Genomic DNA, 4,488 nt, shown 5'->3' on the forward strand with positions numbered 1-4,488 from the left:
AGGCTATCGCCTAACCGACATTCATCTCCCACCTATCGTTGGGCTTCGCCCTTCACACGATTGAGGTGGGAGTCTTCTGTCGGAAAACGATAAAAGATAGGAAAAATGACATTTAATTTGCCCTCCTTTTGAGGATTTCCTTCACTAATCCACTTCAAGTGGTTAAGTGGGAGAGGTATAAGGTGTGAGCAATGAACCCAGAGATGCTCCGTTTGTGGCAACGCTCTTCTACATGGCATAGGTATTGTCGATGGGAATAAGAAAGATAAATTGTTTGAGGAAACTGTGGGATATTTAAGAGATGGTGTAAGGCGAAATATTACTGTTGTTTTTCGTTCAGTATCTCCAAAACATCCTGGTGCAGCTTCTGCACATTTGAAACATGCTTGATTTCGCTAGAAAGATCTATTTTTGTTTCATCAAGCTTCTTCATCAGACTACCGTAATAAAATGCCACTTCCTTCCGCATTTCACTTTGTTCTGACAAAATGGATTGCTGGCCATTCAATAAATTATTTTGTTCTAACTGCAAGGATTGCTGGCCATTTAATAAAGCATTCAGTTCTAACCCCATGGATTGCTGGCCTTTCAATAAATCATTTTGTTCTAGCTGCAAGGATTGCTGGCCATTCAATAAATCATTCAGTTCTAACCCCATGGATTGCTGGCCATTCAATAAATTATTTTGTTCTAACTGCAAGGATTGCTGGCCATTCAATAAATCATTCAGTTCTAACCCCATGGATTGCTGGCCATCCAATAAATTATTTTGTTCTAACTGCAAGGATTGCTGGCCTTTCAATAAATCGTTCAGTTCTAACCGCATTGATTGCTGGCCATCCAATAAATTATTTTGTTCTAACTGCAAGGATTGCTGGCCTTTCAATAAATCGTTCAGTTCTAACCCCATGGATTGCTGGCCATTCAATAAATCATTTTGTTCTAGCTGCAAGGATTGCTGGCCATTCAATAAAGCATTCAGTTCTAACCCCATGGATTGCTGGCCATTCAATAAATTATTTTGTTCTAACTGCAAGGATTGCTGGCCATTCAATAAAGCATTCAGTTCTAACCCCATGGATTGCTGGCCTTTCAATAAATCATTTTGTTCTAGCTGCAAGGATTGCTGGCCATTCAATAAATCATTTAATTCTAACTGCAAGGATTGCTGGCCATTCAATAAATCATTTAATTCTAACCGCATTGATTGCTGGCCATTCTCTAAATTGATTAAATTATTTTTGATAGATTCAAACCGTGCATCAACAGATTCAAACTGTGCATCAACAGCATCAAATCGCTTGTCCATGGAATCCAGCCGCTCTAATATCTTGTTCAATATTCTCTCCATCTCATTCACCTCCTTCTGTATGAATTAATTATACCCAGGCATGTAAAACAAGTCACTATTTTTATATTGACGAAAACAAATAAGACCAAAGCGACTGGCTTTGGACATGGCATTCTCGTTAAGGAAGGGACTTAAGGAAGCAAAAAGAAATACAGGAATAATTCAGGAGAATCCTTGACTAATAAATTGCTCGTATTTCCGAAAATCGAATCGAAAACGTCTTTTGTTTTTCATCTTTCAGTGAAAGAATTTGCTCCTTTACATTTAGCCCATAGACGCGGCCTTTAAAAACGGCTAATGAACCATTTGCGTTGTACTGAATCGTGATCGGGTTTTTGTCAATCAGTTTTTTTTAAAAACATAGGATTCACCTCACTTTATTTGATTTACAGGATTGATTATAATATGGAATTTTTAATAAAGAGTGAATGGAATGTTAAACGTTGTTTAATAAATATTAAGTATGTAAGACAATGGAACTTATTTTTGTTTTAGATGAAACAACAATAAGTAAACACGCTTTTTTTACTCGAAAAAGTAAATATATCTAAGCTTTAACATTCACTTTAGGAGAAGGCAATGGAACTCTGATTTTTGAGATATAACCTAGAATTAAGTACCGGTTTCATTGAGTTTGTTTGTTTTAGAAGATAGGGAATGTATTAGTTCATAGGGCTTTATAAATATATTTATAGCCAGAAGTTTGGCAGTGAAAGAAACAAGGATTATAGGTTCGTTTTCCGTTCTTAAAAGTTGCTTTAATGGTTAAAATTCCATCATAATTAGATACATAAGGAATGGAGGGATAAAGATGAAAATACTTATTATTGGTGGCGATGCAGCGGGAATGAGTGCTGCGATGCAAATGGTTCGGAACAGCTCTGGAAATGAGATTACGGTATTGGAAAAGGGTGACGTGTATTCATACGGTCAATGTGGCCTGCCTTATGTAATCAGCGGGAAGATTGAGTCTACCGATCGATTAATTGCGCGCACTCCAGCTGCTTTTAGAGAAAAATATGGCATTGATGCACGAGAATTTCATGAAGTCCAAAAAGTGGACACGAAAAATAAACTTGTTAGTGGAATAAACCACGAAAATGGGGATACGTTTAATCTTCCTTATGACCGCTTGCTAATTGCCACTGGTGTAAGTTCGGTCGTTCCAAAATGGGAAGGCGTGACACTTCCGGGTATTTTCTCTTTAAAGACCATCCATGATGCCAAAGAAATTATCGATTATTTGCAGAATGATAGAAAGAATGTGACCGTGATCGGCGGCGGATACATCGGACTGGAAATGGCGGAAAGTTTTGCAGAGCTTGGCAAGAAGGTAACAATCATCGAAAGAAAGGACCAATTAGCGCAAATTTTTGATGCGGATATGGCAGAACTGATTCACGATGAAGCAGTGAAGCAGAATATTGTTTTGAAGATTAGTGAATCCGTGGAAGCATTCGGCGGAAGGGAGCATGTCGAATTTGTGAAAACTGACAAAGGCGAATATGAAACGGATTTGGTGCTTATCGCTGTAGGGGTGAAGCCGAATACCTCCTTTTTAGAAGGAACAGGAATCAAGACCAGTGTAAATGGTGCGATCGAAGTAAATGCCTATATGCAAACCAGTATAGAAGATATCTACGCAGCGGGAGACTGTGCCACCCAATACCACCGGGTAAAAGAAAAGGATGATCATATCCCATTGGGAACACACGCCAATAAGCAAGGCCAAATCGCCGGATTGAACATGGTGGATATTCATCAAACCTTTAAAGGAATCGTTGGCAGTTCGGTTATTAAGTTTTTCAGGTTAACCCTGGGGAGAACAGGTCTATCAGAAGCGGAGGCAAACATGCTCAACATCCCTTGTGGATCCGTAACTATTACTGCAACGGATATTGCCGGTTATTATCCGGATGGTAAAAAAATGAAGGTGAAGCTTGTCTATCATAAAGAGACTCATAAGGTACTTGGCGGGCAAATTATTGGGGAAAACGGCGTCGACAAGCGAATAGATGTCCTAGCAACGGCCATATTTCATTCCATGACGACAGACGAGCTGCTTGATCTGGATTTGGCATATGCTCCCCCGTATAATGGTGTGTGGGATCCTATTCAGCAGGCAGCTAGGAGAGTGAAGTAAGAACGGACGATTTCCTCCTTTCGTATGATGAAGGAAAAGGGACGGTCGATCTATTGTGATAAAAGAATAAGGGTGGAGCATACAATGGCCATACTAGTCACTGGCTTTAACGGATTTCCGAAAGAAGTCTCTCATCCTCAAGGAATGTGAAGGGCGATAGCCCAATGAGTAGGTGGGAGATGAATTTTGGTTGGCTTTAGCCAAAGGCTTTGGTATAATCAGTAATATATGTAATGAAGGGTTGTTATACCAATGAAATTAGACAGTAATAATCATTCAGTATTCTCAATGTATTACCATCTTGTTCTGGTAGTAAAATATCGCAGACAAGTGTTCGACAGTGAAATATCTGATTTCGCAAAAGATAAGTTCACTGAAATCGGAAGTAAGTATAACATTTCTTTAGTGGAGTGGAATCATGATAAAGACCATATCCACGTCTTATTCAAAGCACATCCTAACTCAGAATTATCAAAGTTCATCAATGCGTATAAGAGTGCAAGTTCTCGATTGATAAAGAGAGATTTTCCGGATATCAGAAAAAGGCTATGGAAAGAAATGTTCTGGTCAAGGAATTTCTGCCTGCTTACAACGGGTGGTGCTCCAATTGATAACATCAAAAAATATATCGAAAATCAAGGTCAAAAGTGAGGTGAATGGATATGACCAAACAAAACAAAGCGTAACTAAAACTTGTAAAAATCAAACAGCACAGGAAAATCCCTGGTGACTATATATGGAAATCTTGCGATAAAGAAAATTGGTTGTAGTGAAGCATGGGGACGTTCCTTTTCGAAATGTTTTTGGAAACAAAAGGTTTGTCCTCCTACTGCTCATGACAAGAATTTGAGAAATTTTTTTAACGGATTTCCGAAAGAAGTCTCCCATCCTCAAGGAACGGGAAGGGCTAAAGCCCAATGAGTAGGTGGGAGATGAATTTTGGTTGGCTTTAGCCAAAGGCTTGGGTATAATCGGTCTTAGATAGAATAAAATT

At 38.9% G+C, this 4,488-nt stretch carries 3 protein-coding genes; 2 read left to right on the forward strand and 1 reads right to left on the reverse strand.

Annotated elements, in window-relative coordinates; all coding sequences use genetic code 11:
- Positions 1–319: 319 nt before the first annotated feature.
- Positions 320–1,351, reverse strand: a complete 1,032-nt coding sequence (locus J2S25_RS19735) for a hypothetical protein (RefSeq protein ID WP_307192706.1) — start codon at positions 1,349–1,351, stop codon at positions 320–322.
- 811 nt (positions 1,352–2,162) lie between these two features.
- Here J2S25_RS19735 and J2S25_RS19740 point away from each other — a divergent pair.
- A complete protein-coding gene (locus J2S25_RS19740; protein WP_307192707.1) occupies positions 2,163–3,494 on the forward strand; it encodes a CoA-disulfide reductase in 1,332 nt (443 codons plus the stop codon).
- A gap of 252 nt (positions 3,495–3,746) precedes the next feature.
- Complete coding sequence (tnpA, locus tag J2S25_RS19745) at positions 3,747–4,145, forward strand: IS200/IS605 family transposase (RefSeq protein ID WP_307192708.1); 399 nt, start codon at positions 3,747–3,749, stop codon at positions 4,143–4,145.
- Positions 4,146–4,488: the final 343 nt, after the last annotated feature.

It is taken from the genome of Mesobacillus stamsii (genome assembly GCF_030814065.1).
Classification (GTDB): Bacteria; Bacillota; Bacilli; order Bacillales; family Cytobacillaceae; genus Mesobacillus; species Mesobacillus stamsii.